The organism is Aquimarina sp. 433, from assembly GCF_054054605.1.
In genome coordinates, this window is sequence record NZ_JBSWZK010000004.1 from 440,810 (window position 1) to 459,449 (window position 18,640).

Below are 18,640 nucleotides of genomic sequence, written 5' to 3' on the forward strand. Positions count from 1 at the left end.
AAGTATGATAACATACAAGAAATTTGACGAGATTTATAATGAAAGAAATAAATTACCAGAAGATGGGTGGATTTATATAAAAGAAGATGATTTTCAAGATCTAGAAACAGCTACTTATTTTGTTTTAGAAAATGAAGAAGATGATCCTGATGACTATGTTGAAACTGAAGATGATGTTGTTCCTAAAATTTTATTTGACATAGATAAATCTATAACTGGTTTAGTAGAATTTCATACTTTTAAGGCTATTTATGAAAACATGGAAAAATTGAATAAAGAGTTCGATCGAGAAGAAAAAATAGAAGCTCTTTATCACTATGTGGAAGAAGATACCTTTTTGTATTAAGAAATAATCCAACATTTAAAAAGCCGTTTTCTCAAAAAGAAAATGGCTTTTTTATTAATAACGCACAGCTATATCTATTTTAAAGTTTCTACATAAAGGTCTTATCAGGTTTTGATGATGTTCCTAGACTTAAAAAACCAAGAAAAGTAGTACCAACTTGTAAATAACAATTGTAAAAAATAATGAAAGTATTTAGTTCCGCTCCTGATGGAAATGAAGCTGCAGACCTTGCTCCAGCTCGATATTTTAACTTAGCCATAAAACAAATCTTAGAAATAGAAGAATGGATGCGAACGGCTAAACAAGCCGCACAACCTCTTTTAGTTCACATAGACGCATTCGTTTATTTCAGTAAAAAATATCCTGATATGGCTAAAAGACGTATTCGAAAAATAGATATTGATCAAGTTAAAACTACCTTTGACGATTGGTATGAAAGATGTAGCTCTAAAATTCCAGCAGAATTTAGAGATGGTATAAGAGAAAATGCTGATGAATTATTCTCTGAATTACAGAATATAGCTAATTAAAATAATAAATCATGTGGGACAGTAAACCATGGGATAATGATAGAGCTGCAGATTGGTTTGCCAAACTGATGGAACAAACTGATTTACCTTCTAAAGTAAGGAAAACTTTGTTACTACATAAAGAAAAAGACCCATATGGCGACAATACACCTATCTTAAGATCAGCTGTCTATTGTGTTCTTCAGTTTTGTCGAGTTTATGTATGGCCTATTAATGATTTAGATAATGATCTTGCACTAGCTATTGATGCAACTAAAAAAATTCTTACGGATCAAGAGTACTGCTATTCTGATGAAATCGTAGATGAGATCAATGCCGAATTATTAGAATTAAAACAGAGACTTAAAACGTAAAAATCTTATTATTATATCTCTTTATTACTGAGTAAGAATATTCCTTGTTTCTAATTACTAAATAGTAACTCACAAGGAATTAAAAAAATAAACCATTTTATCGAAAGGTTATAATTCTATATTATTATACCATGACCTATTATTAATTAATTTGTATAGTTCTTAATAATATTCACTATAAAAATTTAAAAGTTGAGGTAAAATGACTTTAAAAGAAATCAGACATGTTTTTAAAAACAATCTAGGATCTTTTAATGAAAGAAAAGAACAAATTAAGTCTGTTTCATTTTCAAAAATAAATTGGAGTGATTCTTATTTAGATTTCACTCCATACAGTTCAGCAATAGATCAATTGGAACAACCTAAAGTTTACAATGAAGAAAAAACAGCTTCAATACAAAATCATTTTTTAAATAACAAACTGGTATATAGTTTCCGTAATGAAAATGAAAATTGGGGAACGGTGTTTATTGATTATGAAGATGATAATACGATTAAATGGTATTTGTATTTAGAAAACTACGATCACGATATAGTGTTACATCAAGTTAAAATAGCTTATTATAATAATGATAGAGTAGAAAAAGTTTTATCATATTTGATGGATGAAGATGAGGAAACATTTATGCTGGATTGCTACAATTACAGTGAAAAAGGAAAACTTGAAACTATAACCAGAAATGGTTTTTATGAGATGGAATCCAATATTTTACCTGAAAGAAAATTTTACTTTGAATACAACGAGCATAAAAAGGTTAAAATTCACTCACAGCAAAATATCGCTAATGAAATTAGAAGAAACTTAATATATGATGGGGAAATATTAAAATAACACTATTGGTTCTGAGAATGAATCCAGAAGAGTTTTACATTTTTCATCATAGATAATCACTCCAAATACTTTTAAAAAAACAGCATCTAATTATCACATCATCACCTTATTTTTAAAAGATATTTCATTTTCTAATCTTAGTTCGATATACTATCTTAGAAGCATTAATACACCAATCATGAAACATCTTAAAATCTACCATTTATTCTTCCTTATACTATTCCTGCCAATTACGCTGATTGCTCAAGAAGCTAGCGAACCAGAGTATATAGAAACAGAAGCAATCATCAAAGAAATTAATTTTAAAGTAAGATCTAGAAGATCTTCCGCTACCGCCAAAGTATCGTACGAAACCAAAGAAGGTGATAGCCTTACCAGTACCGTAAAACTAATGCATATCCCATTTATTGGTCCCTTAGATAGTGAAGGAGATCGAATAACTATACTCTACAATAAGGAAACTCCACTTTTATTAACTACCAAAAGTGGTTCGTTCTGGCAATCATATGGGTTATACATCCTTATAGGTTTTGGGATCATCATACTTGTATATCGTTTCATAAAACGACCCAAATAAGCTTGTTTTGTAATCTGTTTTCGTTAAAAATTTAATGCAAAAAATATTTTAACTACCTCTATATAAGAACACAACCAACAATTAATCTAGTATTTTATTAATAAAGACATGGGGAAATATTAGTTTTTATTAAATAAATCTGTGTCATTCTTGTGTTTTAATTATTCTGAAGAAAATTTCTTTATCTCAATCAATTTTGTAACTTTAAAAAAAGAACTACCATCCACTACTTATGACATTAAACACAAACGAATTTAGTTTTTTCACTGAAAAAACACTTTTGTTTCTTATGATTTTTGATCAAAAAGGAAACGTTTGTGAGGTGAATAAAAGATGTGAAATACTCTTTAAACTTCCTAAAGATGAAATCAAAGGACAATCCATCTATAATTTTCTTTTAGATGATGAAGAGTCCGTATTTAGAGATACAATTTCCCTACTCTATCAAAACCAAGAACAAATAAGCAAAACTTTTGGTTTTGCCACTTTAGCTTCAGATACTATTCTATATATTAAGTTTGATTTGATATATAGTCAAGAAAGAATTTATGCCTTCGGTATTGATGTAACCCAAGAACATGAAGAACACAGGCTTCTTACAAGTTTATCAAGTTTAACCAAAACTGGAGCTTGGCATTACGATCCTATCAATGATAATGTATATTTTTCTGATGAATGTTATCACTTGCACGACCTGGAAGTCGGTACTTCTTTAAATATGCTAGAGGCACTTCATTATTATCCCGAAGCCTCTAGAGAACGTGTAAAAAACTATTGGGATAATCTCATTGATCATGGGGTTTCTTATGATTATGTAGATCAGATAATTACTAAGAAAGGAAATAAAAAGTGGATCAGAGTTATAGGTGAAGCCATAAAGCACAAAGATAAAGTCATATTCGTCAATGGGTGCTTCTCGGATATTACCGAACAACAAAATTATATAGAACAACTCAAATATAACGAGGAAACTAAGAAACTTGCACTTAAAGGAATACGATCTGGATTATTTGACCATGAAATAAAAACTAACATGGTTTTTTATAGTAAGGATTTTAGAAGAATGCTAGGATTACCCATTGACACTGATTTTGTTCCTGAAGCAGCCTTTAGAAAAATGATTCACCCAGAAGATGCTAAGGAGGCGATGGAAAGACATAAAGCTAATCTTCAAAAAACAGGATATCATTATTTTAACCATTATCGTCTGAAACATCTCGATGGTCAGTACAGACATTATGAAGTATATGGTTATCGCAAAAAAAATAATAAAGGTGAGACTATTCGAATGATTGGAAATCTGATTGATGTACACCAGAAAAAATTAAATGAACGTACCATCATTGAAGATAAAAGTAGATTGGCTGCTATGGTAAATAATGGTTTTTCCTATACTATTTTGCTTAACACAAGTGGTGAAATTTTAATGGCAGATGAAGATTCTATAAACATTATCAAAAGAGATTTTAACATCGATCCCACGACTACCACATGTCGCTTTATAGATGTAATGCCTGTAAATTTTAAAAGTACTTTTGCCAATGAGTTTAATGAAGCCTTAAAAGGTAATACTGCTAAAAAGGAGATAGAAAGAACAACTCGCAAAGGAGCCGTACAATGGTTAGAATCGAAATACACTCCAATAAAAGATGAAAACAATAGCATTAACGCTGTTTTAGTTAGTTTTCATGATATCACAGAACAAAAAACGGCAGAACTCGCCATTAAGGAAGCGCATTTAAAAGAACAGGAACTAAGCAATCTAAAATCAAACATTCTTTCGAATTTTAGTCATGAAATTCGTACACCACTAAATGGTATTATGACCATATGTAATATGCTATTACTAGAGGAAGAAAACCCTGGAGATCGCAAAAAACTAAGCGCGTTTCTGGATGAAAGTAAAGAACGTTTGCTTGCTACCATCAATAATCTATCTCATTATAGCGAAATTGAAACCATACAAAAAAATCTGAATTATGTGGAAGTAGATATGAACTATACAGTAGAAACTTCATTTAGAGAATATCGCCATTTTGCGAATTCTAAAAATTTAGACTATATTTTAAAACTCGATGAACGTTGTCCTTCTGCTAATATAGATGAGGATATTTTTAGCACAGCACTAAACAATATCATTCACAATTCTATAAAATATACAGATACGGGTAAAGTGATGATAAAGGTGAAGGATGAAAAGTCGACAGTGAAAATATCTATTAAAGATTCTGGGATCGGAATAGGGAAAGACAATCTAAAAAAGATATTTGATCCCTTTATACAAGAGAGTATTGGTTTAAGTCGAAAGTATGAAGGTACAGGTATAGGTTTAAGTTTATCTAAAAGATATATTGAAATCTTGGGAGGAAAAATTAAAGTAACTAGTAAATTAAACCAAGGAACTAAGTTTGTGATTACAATTCCGAAAAACATATGAATATACTTTACGTAGAGGATAATAAAATTAACGCAATGGTGATGAATAAGATGCTTACCAAAAATGCATCTAATGTGGTTATAGCCGAAAATGGGCCATCTGCCCTAGAAATTGTTAAGAAATCTTCTCTAGATTTAATCCTGGTAGATATAAATTTAGGACTTAATCAAATGGATGGGTGTGAGTTATTAAAACGATTCAAAAAACTAGAGTTACTTAAAAACACACCAATATATGCTGTTACTGCGTATGCTATGCCTGGTGATGCCCAAAAATTCTTAAAGCTTGGATTTGACAAATATTTTTCGAAACCCGTAAACTTCGAAAAGTTATTATCGGCTATTGCCAAAGTACAGTCAAGAATGAATAATAAAAAAAGCGAACATTAATAATAACATTCGCTTTTTAAGAAATATGATTTAGTAGTATTTTCTATTTACTGCTGCTCATAATCAGCATCCCATTCCGTTCCATCATCACCTTTTTGACCATCCATTTTGATCATAAAGTTCTTAGCTGGGAAATAAGGTTTCATATGAATATCCAGATATACTCTATCTTTCTGATTCGGATCTTGTTCGAAACGCTTAATAGAAAAGTCTTCAATTAACTTGTCTGGACCAGTAATACCATCCAAAAACTTCACTATTTGTCCCATAAGTTCTTTACGAGTTCTAGCATTAAAGTTTTCAAAAGCTCTTCTGTTTAAGAAGTCCATTAAAACTTTGGTCACATAATCAAACACCCTAACTACAGAATATGTTTGTAATCCTAGATTATCTCCATTAAATAAAGTTTTAGCAGAAAAAGCCATTACTTTTCCATACTCATTTACCATAGGCACTAATCCAAGCTTTTCTAACTGTGCAATCTCACTCTTCTTAAGATCAAAACGAACACCATCTACTTCATTAATTCCACCATGTTTCTTACCAGCAGCTACCTGAGACATTAATGTTCTATATACTTGACCTGCTAATGCACTAGATGGCGGAACAAAAAGATCATCTTCCTCTCCTACCTCATCGTGCTTTCCGCGTCCTACTAACCAGTTACAGGTCATCATTACATTAGATCTGTATTTATCTCCACCTGTAAGATTCGCAGCTTCAAACATTTCCATTACATCATCTGGTTCATCAAGATGCTCAAAATCTGTAATCATCATTACCTTATTCTCATGAGCAATTTTAGCCCATTTCTCTACAACCTTATTAGAACCTAAATAACCAGGTATCACAAGAATACCATAGTTATCTCTAAGATCTAAACGGTCATATCCTTGTACTAGCTCTTCCTGAACTGCATCAATAAATCTAGTATTATCCAGATCTTTCAGCTGCTCAAGCTCAGCATTCATAATATTGATATTTTTTACTTTCTGTGATTCTGTATTCTTAAAGAATAGAGCAACTGATCTGTACGATTGTTCTAAATCTCTTGTCTGCTCTAAAGCAGCTCCTAAATTTCTTTCTAAAGATTTACCAGCAATTTCAGAACGCTTTTCTGATTCTTCTACCATTTCTGATAAATCATCCGAAGAAGAAAGAACATCTCTCCAAATTTCTAAGGTTTTTTCTAATTTGGCTCTTTCTAATTTTTTTGTAGACTCAGTAAGAAAAATCTTTTTACGTGCCTTACGATCTGGGTTCATATTTTGAACGTCATCTATACATGACTCTAAAAGATCAAAACCACCATATCTAGCTAATTTCTCTTCATTTATTTTTAATTCCTTTGCTGGATTTTCTATTTTAACACTCTCTTGAGCTTGTTTTCCTGCTGCCATAAAATGATTTGTTTATCCTTTTTAATCTTGTTGTAACTCTGCTAATAATGATTGTATCGATCTAATTAACGCTGCTTTTGCATCTGGATCTGCCAACGCTGTTTTTAAGATCTTATTTGATTTTAGTTGTTTTACAACCTTTAGATACTGATCTTTTTCTGTATCTAAGTCATTAAGAAATTTACTTTGATTGGTTATTCCTTTTTTACCAAAATCTCCTAAATTATTGAATTTCAGCATTTCTTTACTTTCAACACCATCAGCATCTTCAAACTCCACCTCTACTTCAGGTTTATAATTTTCAAATACGTGATCTATAGAAGTTAATCCACTTACTATTTGTGGTTTTATTGGTTGATCCTGAGTTAATTTCTGAACAAGAAGTGTTTTATTCTGTCCGATTTCCAATATCGCTTCACTGGCATCTGTTTTTACCTCTGTTCCTCCTAATCCATATGTGTTATTGCTCATACTTTCTCTGAATAATGATTGTGAATTATAAATATACTAATTTTATCGCAGGATACGATTTTTATTCGTATGTCCACTGCATTTTTTCATCTTTTATATCTAACTTAACGTTACTTCCTTTACCTATCTTTCCTGTAATCAACATTTTAGATAAAGGACCTCTTAAGTCATTTCTAATCACCCCACGCAATGGTCTTGCTCCATATTTGGGGGTAAATCCCTTATATGCTAAAAATTCCTGAGCTGCTTCTGTAAGCTCCAAAGTAACTTCTTGCTTATTCAATGCTTTGTGCAGATCCTTTAATTGAATATTGAAGATCTTCACGACATTCTCCTTAGTAATAGGAGCAAAAGGCACTATTTCAGTCAACCTTCCCAAAAATTCAGGTCTAAAATGTCTCGACATGATTTCTAATAAATCAGAAGATGCAGGAATTTCTCCATCCGTGAAAGATTTCACCACATGTTCACTTCCTATATTAGAAGTAAAAAGGATCACAGCATTAGAAAAATCTCCAGTTTTACCTAGCCTGTCATTTAACTTACCTTCATCCAAAATCTGAAGAAAAATATCAAATACAGAAGGATGTGCTTTTTCTATCTCATCAAACAATACTATCGAATATGGTTTTTGTCTGATCTTATTTACTAATAAACCTCCTTCTTCGTATCCAACATATCCTGGAGGTGCTCCATATAACAGTGCTGCAGAATGTTCTTCTTTAAATTCTGACATATCGAATCTAATAATAGCATCCTCTGTCTGAAATAAGAACTCCGCTAGGGATTTGGCTAATTCCGTCTTACCAGTACCTGTTGGTCCTGTAAAAAAGAAAGAGCCTATAGGAAGTCCTGGTTTGCTTAAACCTGATCTTGATTCCAGTACAGCTTCAGAAATTGTTTTAATAGCATGATCTTGTCCAATCACCCTTTTTTTCAGGTGATCTTCCATATTCAATAAACGTTCCTTTTCATCTGCCTGAAGTTTCCCTACTGGAATACCTGTTTTATTAGCAATAGTAGCAGAAACATCATTCTTATCTATAAAGGTTTTTTCTTCGGAAGCTTTCTTAAAAAAGCGATCCAAAATAGAAACTACTTTAGTTTTGTAATTCTCAAAAGTTTCTTCGCCTAGTATCATCTCTTCCTCTCCTAATTCGGTAAACAAAAGATAACTGAACTTACTTTTGAGATTATTATACATCCAACTTATAGAATTCACCTTGTCGGATTCTTCTGTCTTGTTCTCTCCTATCTCCTTAACTTCCTTTAATAAAGATTCTACATTATTTGCTGTAGTCTCTATCATATATCTTGAGGCAGACATAGTCCTATCAATAAGATCTATTGCAGCATCAGGTAAACTTCTATCTTTATTAAATCTTTTAGAAAGTCTAATAGCTTCCGCAATCGTCTCGTCAATAATATCTAACCCATGATGCTTTTTATATTTGTCAATTGTATTAGAAATCATAGTTAATGCATCCTGCTCTGAAGGTTCATCTAACGCTACAATTTCAAATCTTCTGGCGAGTCCTTCATCCGTTTCTATATGCTTTCTAAAAGCATCATTTGTTGCTGTGGCAATAAAGGTAACTTCTCCTTTAGCCAATTCAGATTTCAATATATTTACTAAACCTTGATTACCGCTATTTTTATCTGTTAAATTATTGAGTTCATCAATTAATAAAACTGGCTTATCAAACTCCTTCAGTGCTGCTAAAATCTTTTTAAATCGATCTTCTACTTCACTTTTATAACTAGCACCAGAAACTAGATTTATAAAATCCAATTCGTATATCTGAGCCTCTTTTAATCCTTCTGGAACATTACCATTAATAACAGCTTCCGAAAAACCATCTAAAAGAACGGTCTTACCAACTCCTGGTTCTCCCGTAATTAATACATTCGGTTTTGAATGTCTTCCAAGGATTTCAGTAATCATTTTCACTTCTGCATCTCTCCCAAATACATCGTCTAATTGTTTATTTTTAGCAGCAAAAGTTTTATCAATACAATATTCATCTAATATTCCAGCGTCAACTTTTTTCCCACCAGAACTTTCTAATCCATTTTTAACAACCTTATTTCCTGAAGTAGATTTACCTTGACTTGCAGCGATCAATACTTCATCTGCTTTCAATGGTAAAGTTTTTAATTGCTCATATGAGAACCCTACTCCTGGAGTACATAAAGCGATCAAAACTGCATGTGGAGTTATCTCATCAGTTCCTAACTTAAGCTTTAATGTATCCGCTTCATTAAAAACAGCTTCTATCGATTTATCGCCCTGTATTGTATCGGGCACATTTACTACTCTTGGAAGTGCTTCTATCCTAACCTCTGACCATTCTTCATAATAATAAATATCACCATCGATTTGATTAAAAAAATCTTTTAAACCTACATCTTTATGTAAAAGTGCTTTTAATAAATGAGCAGCATTATATTCATCATTATGATATTCTTTAGCGATCGATTGCGCTATGTGAATTGCGTTATCAACTTTTGATGACAATTTGTAGTCTAATATTTGCATGAAGTTGGTTTTTCGTAAAGTAAATAAATAACCTAATAATTAGCAAAAAATTATCTTATTGCTGGCTCTAAATTACCGTATTTACGTAATACCAGTTAATATTTTGTTCAAAATTAACCGATTATTTACAATACGAATCAAAAGTAATACATAGAATAAGAAATATTTACCTCGTTTTTGGTAAGTATTGCCCCCTGTTTTCAGGTATTTTGTAGATGATTTAACGAATTTGGGTGAATCTAATCCCTAGTTTTTTCTCAAGTTCCCTTATAGCTTTGATTTCTTGACTTACTATTAATGCTAATGATAAACCAGTTTTACCAGCTCTGGCAGTTCTTCCACTTCGGTGTGTATAATACTCTATTTGATCTGGCAATTGATAATGCACTACAAAAGCTAGATTTGCCACATCTATTCCTCTTGCAGCCACATCAGTAGACACCAATAATTCCATAGTACCTTTTTTAAAAGCTCTCATTACCTTATCTCGGTCTTTTTGTGTCATGTCACCTTCTAACAAACCAACTTCATAGTTCTTTGCAATTAATTGTTTTGATAGCTTTCGTGCTGCGGCTTTTGTTTTGGTAAAAATAATACCACGTTGTTTTTTATGAGATTTCAAAAAATACGTTAAAGTGTCCAGTTTATTTATTTCTTCTCCTACTACAAAGTGATGATCGATACCTTTATTTACTGCATCTTGTTTATCCACCGAAACTCTAATCGCATCTCTGCTTACATACGAATTGATAATTTCGTTAAGTGCGGCGGGCATAGTTGCAGAAAAAAGCCAAACATTTCTTCGTCCTTTGGTTTTACTTAGAATTGTTGTAAGATCTTTTTTAAAGCCCATACTAAGCATTTCGTCTGCCTCGTCTAAAACGACTGTCTTAATTTTAGAAATATCAACCGCTTTACGCTCCATAAGATCTATTAATCTACCAGGAGTAGCTACAATGATATGAGTGGGTCTTTTTAATCTAGATATCTGTATTTCTATACGTTCTCCCCCATACACAGATTCGGTATAGATTTTTTCTGTATACTTAGTGAATTTAAATAACTGCTTAGCTATTTGCTGGCCTAATTCTCTGGTAGGAGCTAGAATAAGAGCTTGAACTTCTTTTTTGTTAGGATTAATTGCTGCCAATAATGGAATACCAAAAGCTGCTGTTTTCCCTGTTCCTGTTTGAGCCTTACCGATAAAATCAACATCTTCGTTAATCAATACAGGTATCGCTTGTTCCTGAATTTTAGTGGGAATAATAATTCCCATCTCTTTTAGACCTTTATTTAAATTTTTAGGAACACCTAACTCGGAAAACTTCATGCTATTTTTTGACTACAAAAATAGATGAATATATTCATTGCCCAATAAAATTGAGAAAATACCTTTTAGTAAGAAAAGTATACTAACAAGAAATACTCATAAAGTAATCGAATAATTGTTTCTTAAGCGTAAGTCCTCTTTTATGGAAATGTGACTCGTCCATACAGAAACCACCAGAACAGTTAAAGTCTGCTCCTTCATCTGAAGAAATAATATCTATTAATGTGAAACTATTTGAATGTAAATCACCTTCATGATGTTCATGGTGTCCATGACTGTGTACTCCACTACACTCTTTGTAGGAAAAAACTTCTTTCTGTGAAAAATTAGTAAATGGCACTAAAACGAATTCATTTAAATCAGTTGAATTAGTTGTAAAAGTACTATTTCTTTCTTTTAAAAGATCTTCTTGAGAAAAGATATGATTAGTTGTAAATACAAAAACAAATAATAAAGTGAAGCGTAATAGTTTAGTCATAGGGGGAGATTTTGGTTCGTTAATACAAGTTCAAATTAAAGCATTACCTTAGTATTTTGTCGGAAAATCTTAACAACAATCCTTAAAAACATCGGCAAAATACACAAAAACAAGATTAAGTGCAAAAAATCTTAAAACTTTAACACTATTTTCTACAACTTTTTATCAACACAAGAAAGTGAAAACCGTAATTTTAATAAGAACTAGAATAAAGTAGCTCCCTCAGAGGAGTGATTCGGTAAGGTCAGTTGGCTTCCCAATTCTTTATTTAAAAGTTCAATAAAGTACTTAGAGAGTAATGGAGATTCTTTTTCCACATTTTGATGCACAAAAAAATGAATATCCTCTATACCTTGTTCCTTCCAGGATTTTAGTCTTTCTACCCAAACATCTAATCTTCCGTAGTCTGTCTCATGATTAGCTCCTACATAGCGAATGAAAGCCTCTTTATTTGTAAGTCTCATATGTAGTAAATCTCTTCTACCTGCAGAATCGGTAATGATGTTTGCAATGTTATTATCTTCTAAAAGTTGATATAATTCATTTGCTACCAAATCATCATTAAACCAATCGGTATGTCTAAATTCGATAGCCAAACGTAATTCTTTCGGCCATCGCTCTACAAAACTCACTACTCTATCGAAATATTTAGGTGCAAAATTACTATGCATTTGTAGAAAAATAGTTCCTAACTTTTCTTTTAAATGAATTGCACTCGCCAAATATTGATCTACATAAGGTTGTACATCATCGTTTAGCCTTTTAAGATGAGATATATTTTGAACTAATTTAGGGAAGAATTTAAAATTCTCTGGTGTTTTATCATACCATTTTTTAAACTGATCTTCAGGAAAAATTCTATAGAAAGTAGCATTCAACTCAATGGAATTAAATTGTCTTGAATAATACTGTAATTCATCTTTGGTTCCTCTCGGGTAGAAGCCTTTTAAATCTTGTTTATTCCATTTGGCACATCCCACATAAATAGAAATTTCTTTGGATATTCCTTTTTCCAAAACTGTTTTGGTATCCTTGTGATCTTTGGGTAACATAAAATTGATTTGCTCAGGATGCTCTACTTTACCAAACTTCATAATTATTTTTTTAAAATATCTTGTAAATAAGTGTAACAAAAATAGGTTTCGAATGTCTAACTTTACAGTAACAATAATAAAAATTTAACAATGAATACTTTAAAATCACTAATCGTAGCTTTAATTATTGCAATTATTGCTCCAGCAAATGCGCAAACTGCTGAGGAAATTGTTTCAAATTATCTTGAAAATACGGGTGGAAAAGAAAATTGGGAAAAATTAGAAGGAGTGGAAATGGTTGGCGTTATGAAAATGCAAGGTATGGAAATCCCATTTGAGCAAGTTTCTACAAAAGATGGAAAACAATTGGTAACCATTGAATTACAAGGTAATCGTATGATATGGTCTGCTTTTGACGGAACTACTTCGTGGCAAAGAAATCAAATGACGATGGAAGCTGAAAAAAGTGATAACGAAGCAACGGAGAATATGAAAAAACAAACAAAAGATTTTCCCGATCCATTTGTAAACTATAAAGAAAAAGGATATACCGTAGAATTAGTTGGAAAAGAGACTATTGATGGTACAGAAACTTTTAAAATCAAGATGACTAAAGATCCAATCGTTGTAGATGGACAATCTACTCCAAATATTGTTCACTATTATTTTGATACCGAAAATTTTGTTCCTATTATCATGGAAACACAGGTTAATGCGGGTCCTATGAAAGGTCAAACAGTTAAAACATCTATTAGTGACTACCAGGAAGTAAACGGAATGTACTTTCCGTTCACTGTTGGAAGTGACTTTACTACAATGAGTTTCAAGGAGATCAAGTTAAATCCTGAAATTGATACTGCTAAATTTGCTTTTCCTGAGAAAAAGTAATTCATACAAAAAGAATACAATCCCCATTTGTTTGGGGATTTTTTTCATTTAAACACAAATCAATCAAGAAAATTATGAATAAAAAATTTATAATTACTGGGCTTAGTATTCTATTTTCTTTTGGAATTCAAGCTCAAGATATAGTTCTAAAAGGCAAAGAACTTTTTGGTAAGTTAGAAGCGCGCCATATTGGTCCTGCGCTTATGAGTGGTAGAATCATTGATTTAGAAAACCACCCTACCAATGATAGAATCATCTATGCGGGTACTGCTGGTGGTGGAGTTTGGAAATCATCTAATGGAGGTGCCAGTTTTGCACCTATGTTCGATGATTATGCACAATCTATAGGTGTTGTATCGATAGATCCCAATGATCCTGATAATACCGTTTGGGTAGGAACAGGAGAAATATGGACGAGAAACAGTGTTTCAATTGGAGACGGTATCTACAAAACAACTGATGGAGGTGCCAATTGGAAAAAAATGGGACTTGAAAATTCTGAAAGAATTAGTAGTATTCAAATCAATCCAAAAAACTCTAATGAAATATATGTGGGTGTTATTGGTGCGTTATGGGGAGATAGTGAAGACCGAGGTGTTTATAAAACAACCGATGGAGGAAAAACATGGAATAAAATCCTTTATGTTAATGAAAGAACTGGCGCCAATGAAGTAATTATGGATCCAAAAGATCCAAATACATTATATGCATCTATGTGGGAATTTAGAAGAACTGCCTGGAATTTTAATTCTGGTGGGCCTAATAGTGCTCTTTATAAATCTACTGACGCAGGGAAAACTTGGAATAAAATCCATAATGGTTTCCCTAAAGGAGATTTAGGAAGATTTGCTATTGCAGTAGCTCCATCTAATCCAAAAATTGTATACGCTGTAGTAGAAAGTAAAGAAGATAAGGGTTTATATCGTTCTGATGATGCTGGAGCTAGTTGGAAGCTGCTTAATGGAGATTTTGGACTAGTAGTAAGACCTTTTTACTTCGCTAGAATTGTGGTTGACCCGAAGAATCCGGATATTGTAGTTAAAGGTGGATTATCAGGTTCTATATCCAGAGATGGAGGAAAAACCTTTAAAAATCTTGGTAATATGCATTCCGATATTCATGATATTACTTTTGATATCAACAATTCAGATCGAATGTATGTAGGAACTGATGGGGGTGTTTATAGAAGTTGGGATGGTGGTGCTACTTTAGATATAGTAGACAACTTACCGCTATCACAATTTTATCAAATCAGTGTTGATAATGAAGAACCCTATAATATTTATGGAGGATTACAAGATAATGGTTCCTGGTATGGGCCTTCATCTTCTCCTGGTGGTATAGAAGCTCGTGATTGGAAACGTGTTGGAGTTGGAGACGGTTTTAGAGTTTTAAGACATCCAACTAAAAAAATCATCTATTCAGAAATGCAAGGCGCTCAGAACGTTTGGAGATATGATATCGATAAAAACAGCACTAAAAATGTAAAACCACTAGAAGTGAAAGGAAAAGCTGACTTGCGATTTAATTGGAATGCTCCTATCGCGATTAGTGATCACCAACCGGATAGATTATACATAGGTAGTCAATTTTTACATATAAGTGAGGATATGGGAGATAATTGGAAAATCATTTCTCCTGATCTTACTACTAACGACCCGACTAAACAAGATAAAGAATCAGGTGGTATTTCTACCGATAAATCTGGTGCAGAAACTCATACGACAATATTTACCATCGCAGAATCTCCGTTGGATGAAAAAATTATCTGGGTAGGAACCGATGATGGTAATGTGCAAGTTACACAAGATGGCGGAAAGACTTGGACCAATACAACTCCTAACCTGCAAGGAGTGCCAAAGAATACCTGGGTATACCATATAGAAGCTAGTAGTCATGCTAAAGGAACTGCTTATGCTGTTTTTGATGGTCACGCTCAAAACGATATGAAACCTTATGTTTACAAAACATCAGATTTTGGCAAGACTTGGAAATCATTAGTTACTGATGACATTATAGGCTTTGCAAGAAATATACAAGAAGACTATGAAAATGAAGATCTTCTTTATTTAGGTACCGAATTTGGATTATTTATAACAATAGATGGGGGAAAGAATTGGTCTCGATTTACTAATAATATGCCTGCAACTGCAGTTCATTTTATAGATTTACAGAAAAAAACAAATGATCTAGTATTAGGGACTCATGGAAGAGGTGTTATTATTATTGATGACATCTCACCATTAAGGCAGATTAATCAGGAGGTTCTTAAAAAAGATGTGCATTTCTTTACTACAAAACCAGGTATTATAAAAGAAGAAGGTGGTTTTGGTGGTGGAAGTACAGAACTACAATTTGTGGGAAGCAATCCATCTTCAGCTGGACAGATTATATATTATTTAAAGAAAAGACACACGTTTGGTAAAATGACCTTGTCTATCCAAGATAATCAAGGAAATGAAATCGTTTCTCTTGTACCTGGTAAATCAAAAGGAATTAACATTGTAAATTGGAACTACAGAACTAAAGCTCCGAAGGTAGCAGCGGGTAAATCCTATACTGCTGGGGGGTTTACTGCCCCAAGAGCTTCTGCAGGAACTTACAAGATAGTTCTTAAAAAAGGTAAAAACTCCTATGAAAGTTCTATAACGGTTAAAAATGATCCAAATTCTGAAGTAAGTGATACCGATCGTGCTGCTCAAGCTAAAACTACAAAAGAACTTTACAATGATATGGAAGAACTTGCATACATAGTATATCAGATTAATCAGACAATCAACAAAGCTGAAAAGGTTAAAAAAGATGATCCTAAATCAACTAAAGTTTCCGATGCTTTAATCAAAGAGTTAACTACTCTTAAAGAATCTCTGGTAGTAACAACTGGTGATAATTACGTTGCTGAAGCTGAACCTCAATTAAGAGAAAAGCTCGCACTATTATATAGTGAAGTTGCAAATTTGTATGAAAAGCCTTCTTCATCTCAAATTGAGAATAAAGGTGTATTAGAAAAAAAATTAAATGATGCTAAAGCAACCTATCAAAAAATAGAAAGCAAACAATTGGCTAAATTCAATAAGTATTTAGAAAAAAATAGTATTAAGCCAGTTGAAATGAAAACTAAAAAAGAATTCATTAGCAAATAACATCATTTGTCTATCGAATTATAAGAGAGCTCCATTATGGAGCTCTTTCTTATTTATAAATGTTCATAAATGGTTTAAAACTCTACATATACTTCTTAATTTTGGATAAAACTATTCAGTATTTTTAGTAAACGCTCTTTATTATGGAAAACAGGGAATCAAATTTACTGGCGATTAGGCCTCAAATTTTAAATGCCAGAGTGACTGAAAATATGTCAGAAGACGAACAATTTCAGAACAAGACTATTCGGCCCATTATTAAATTACAAAATGAATTATTAATTGAAGTGTTTAGAAATTACATCAAAAAAAGAAAAAACACTTTTTATGAATTATCTGTTGAAAAAAGACTGCTTTACATTGAAAATGCAGTTCAAAAAGATATGAAATTCAGAAATAGCCTTAAAGGAATGATCATTGGTCAATTTACTGTCGATGAATATTTGATTTACATTAAAAATTCATCCGCATTGAATAAAAGAATGATGAATATTGTTAGAGAAAGATTGCAAAGTAATCTTCAGTTACTAGAAAAACCTCTAGCGGTACATTAATAAAAAAAAAGAGCGAATCTAATTGATTCGCTCTTTTTTTATCTATAATAACTAGAGGGATTTAGTTGCCTCCCTCTAAAGCTTTTAACTTATTTTTCATATCCTCTGCCTTAGGATCATCTAATTGGTAGAAGATTTGCATTAGCGTTCTAACCGCTTCTACATTATCAGGCTTAGATTGTAGAGCTCCTTCTAAATAAGGAACAGCTTTTCTATATAAATCTTGTTTTTGTTTCTTAAGAACATCAAATCTTTTATAATCTGCTGCAGAACCACCAAGACTATTCATTTCTTCATTTAATGCAGTTTCTCCGCTTAAAATAATCGCAGCAATATTAATTTGCGCAGAACTATAATCAGGCTTAATCTCCAATGCCTTTTCATAGTACTTAATTGCTTGCTCATTATCTCCTAAACGAGAAGCACTAACTCCTAAGTTATATAAAAGGTTTGGATTTTCAGGATCATTAGCAACAATTGCTTGCATTAACTCCTGATACTTTTCTAAATTACCTAACTTATAGAACATGTTCGCTTCTTCTTGCATTAAAGCAGGATCGTTAGGATTCTGAGCCTTTGCAGCTTCCATAGCTTTTATTGCTTCCTCATCTTTACCTTGTGTAATGTAGATAAGTGCAATGTTTTTAGTAATCTCTGCTTGTCTCGACTTCGTCTTTGTTACTTCTGGCTTAATATGTGTACCAGCTTTTACAGAAAAATCTCTTAACTCTTTAGATTCAAAAGGATCTACCTCACCAGTTTCTTTATTCACTGCTGTGTATTTGTTCTCAATACCTTTATAACCAACCTCAATTAACTCGTTATAGTATTTTAAAGCATTGTCATAATCCTTTCCATTTACAGCATTAGAAGCCGCAAAGTAAAGATATGCTGTATCTTTTTTCTGAGTCTTATACCCTAAGTATAGCTTTTCTGCAGCGGCTAAATTATCTCCTGCATTCTGGTCTGCTACTGCCTGCTCTACTAGAGATTGGCGTAAGGTTTGCAATGCAGTATTCGCTTGAGCTGAAAATTTCTTTCCTCCTGAAGCTTCTTCAATCTCTACCACTTTAGCGTAAGCATTAGCTGCTTCTTCAAATTTAGTTAGAGACTTATCTGGAGAAGCTGCAGTAGCTTGTCCTTTTAATAAATAATATTGCGCTTTAAGCTTATCTTCTGCAGTTTCTATTTGCCCTTCTGCTGCTTTAAGTGCCTCATTGGCAACTTCTAAGTTACCAGACTTTAGTGCCTTCTTTGCAGCATTTAAAGCTTTCTTTTGTGAAAATCCTAGTGCACTAACTGTTAAAAAAAGTGCCAAGATAAATTTAGTTCTCATTAC

The 18,640-nt window shown here is 32.4% G+C and carries 17 protein-coding genes; 10 read left to right on the forward strand and 7 right to left on the reverse strand.

All coding sequences use genetic code 11. The features are described from left to right. Positions 1 to 4: 4 nt before the first annotated feature. The 7 genes from ACWNT5_RS11305 to ACWNT5_RS11335 all read left to right on the forward strand — a co-directional run bounded on the left by ACWNT5_RS11305 (position 5) and on the right by ACWNT5_RS11335 (position 5,464). The gene (locus tag ACWNT5_RS11305) at positions 5 to 346 is read left to right on the forward strand and encodes a DUF7716 domain-containing protein (protein WP_299600180.1); all 342 of its coding nucleotides are present in this window, start codon (positions 5 to 7) and stop codon (positions 344 to 346) included. Positions 347 to 528: 182 nt separating this feature from the next. After that, positions 529 to 876 (forward strand): hypothetical protein, encoded by a 348-nt coding sequence (locus ACWNT5_RS11310; protein WP_299600177.1) that lies wholly within the window; start codon positions 529 to 531, stop codon positions 874 to 876. Between the two features lie 11 nt (positions 877 to 887). After that, entirely contained in the window at positions 888 to 1,229 is a 342-nt protein-coding gene (locus ACWNT5_RS11315) for a hypothetical protein (protein WP_299600174.1), read from the forward strand. A gap of 202 nt (positions 1,230 to 1,431) precedes the next feature. Continuing rightward, a complete protein-coding gene (locus ACWNT5_RS11320) occupies positions 1,432 to 2,061 on the forward strand; it encodes a hypothetical protein (protein WP_299600171.1) in 630 nt (209 codons plus the stop codon). A 178-nt stretch (positions 2,062 to 2,239) separates the two neighbouring features. Beyond that, a complete protein-coding gene (locus ACWNT5_RS11325) occupies positions 2,240 to 2,638 on the forward strand; it encodes a hypothetical protein (RefSeq protein WP_299600168.1) in 399 nt (132 codons plus the stop codon). Between the two features lie 232 nt (positions 2,639 to 2,870). Next, positions 2,871 to 5,075 (forward strand): PAS domain S-box protein, encoded by a 2,205-nt coding sequence (locus tag ACWNT5_RS11330; RefSeq protein WP_456517380.1) that lies wholly within the window; start codon positions 2,871 to 2,873, stop codon positions 5,073 to 5,075. Continuing rightward, entirely contained in the window at positions 5,072 to 5,464 is a 393-nt protein-coding gene (locus tag ACWNT5_RS11335; protein ID WP_299600163.1) for a response regulator, read from the forward strand. The genes ACWNT5_RS11330 and ACWNT5_RS11335 overlap by 4 nt, the downstream gene beginning before the upstream one ends. 47 nt (positions 5,465 to 5,511) lie before the next feature. Here ACWNT5_RS11335 and ACWNT5_RS11340 read toward each other — a convergent pair whose 3' ends face one another. The 6 genes from ACWNT5_RS11340 to ACWNT5_RS11365 all read right to left on the reverse strand — a co-directional run bounded on the left by ACWNT5_RS11340 (position 5,512) and on the right by ACWNT5_RS11365 (position 12,776). After that, positions 5,512 to 6,864, reverse strand: a complete 1,353-nt coding sequence (locus ACWNT5_RS11340) for a DUF5458 family protein (RefSeq protein WP_299600160.1) — start codon at positions 6,862 to 6,864, stop codon at positions 5,512 to 5,514. A 21-nt stretch (positions 6,865 to 6,885) separates the two neighbouring features. Then, positions 6,886 to 7,335, reverse strand: a complete 450-nt coding sequence (locus ACWNT5_RS11345; RefSeq protein WP_299600158.1) for a hypothetical protein — start codon at positions 7,333 to 7,335, stop codon at positions 6,886 to 6,888. Between the two features lie 61 nt (positions 7,336 to 7,396). Continuing rightward, positions 7,397 to 9,874 (reverse strand): ATP-dependent Clp protease ATP-binding subunit, encoded by a 2,478-nt coding sequence (locus ACWNT5_RS11350; RefSeq protein WP_299600156.1) that lies wholly within the window; start codon positions 9,872 to 9,874, stop codon positions 7,397 to 7,399. 220 nt (positions 9,875 to 10,094) lie between these two features. Beyond that, positions 10,095 to 11,204 (reverse strand): DEAD/DEAH box helicase, encoded by a 1,110-nt coding sequence (locus ACWNT5_RS11355; protein ID WP_456517381.1) that lies wholly within the window; start codon positions 11,202 to 11,204, stop codon positions 10,095 to 10,097. A gap of 82 nt (positions 11,205 to 11,286) precedes the next feature. Next, positions 11,287 to 11,682 carry a hypothetical protein gene (locus tag ACWNT5_RS11360; RefSeq protein WP_456517382.1) on the reverse strand — a complete coding sequence of 132 codons (396 nt, stop codon included), beginning with the start codon at positions 11,680 to 11,682 and terminating at the stop codon, positions 11,287 to 11,289. A 203-nt stretch (positions 11,683 to 11,885) separates the two neighbouring features. Next, positions 11,886 to 12,776: a DUF72 domain-containing protein gene (locus ACWNT5_RS11365; RefSeq protein WP_456517383.1), complete on the reverse strand. Its 891-nt coding sequence runs from the start codon at positions 12,774 to 12,776 to the stop codon at positions 11,886 to 11,888. 90 nt (positions 12,777 to 12,866) lie between these two features. On the opposite strand from ACWNT5_RS11365, the gene ACWNT5_RS11370 reads away from it, so the two are divergent. From ACWNT5_RS11370 to ACWNT5_RS11380, 3 genes are all read left to right on the forward strand, one after another. Next, entirely contained in the window at positions 12,867 to 13,604 is a 738-nt protein-coding gene (locus ACWNT5_RS11370) for a LolA-like protein (protein ID WP_299600144.1), read from the forward strand. A 74-nt stretch (positions 13,605 to 13,678) separates the two neighbouring features. Beyond that, entirely contained in the window at positions 13,679 to 16,747 is a 3,069-nt protein-coding gene (locus ACWNT5_RS11375) for a WD40/YVTN/BNR-like repeat-containing protein (RefSeq protein WP_456517384.1), read from the forward strand. 143 nt (positions 16,748 to 16,890) lie between these two features. Then, entirely contained in the window at positions 16,891 to 17,301 is a 411-nt protein-coding gene (locus tag ACWNT5_RS11380) for a glyoxalase (protein ID WP_299600138.1), read from the forward strand. Positions 17,302 to 17,362: 61 nt separating this feature from the next. Here the strand turns inward: ACWNT5_RS11380 and ACWNT5_RS11385 are convergent, their stop codons facing one another. Further along, positions 17,363 to 18,637: a tetratricopeptide repeat protein gene (locus ACWNT5_RS11385; RefSeq protein WP_299600135.1), complete on the reverse strand. Its 1,275-nt coding sequence runs from the start codon at positions 18,635 to 18,637 to the stop codon at positions 17,363 to 17,365. Between the last annotated feature and the right edge of the window lie 3 nt (positions 18,638 to 18,640).